We start from the raw sequence: 252 nt of genomic DNA, 5'->3' as shown, positions 1-252 counted from the left end.
CGATGTTGCGCTGCTCGGCGTCAAGCCGGAACCTTGCCAAAAGATCCACGTCTTCGGCAGGGAGCTTCCCAGTTAGATGCTCTCGCGATGGGAGGCTCCCTGGCGCAACCTTTTTCAGGTGCGGAACGATAGCAGGACGGCCACCAGCCTTCAGATAGTCCTGCACATCAGCTACAAAAGAAGCATGCTTTGGTGAATCGGGGTTAAACCGGCCGAAAATGGGCTGCCGATTTTCCTGGCGCAGCCAGTGGC

General features: G+C 57.5%; 1 protein-coding gene. It reads right to left on the bottom strand.

Going from position 1 to position 252, the window contains the following annotated elements:
• Window positions 1-252 (bottom strand): hypothetical protein (locus ACWGTO_RS34030; protein WP_454579025.1); only part of this gene is annotated, 252 nt, incomplete at both ends.

The organism is Mesorhizobium sp. PL10, from assembly GCF_053714315.1.
Note: the sequence above shows the minus strand (reverse complement) of the source record. Positions and strands in the feature narration are given on the sequence as shown.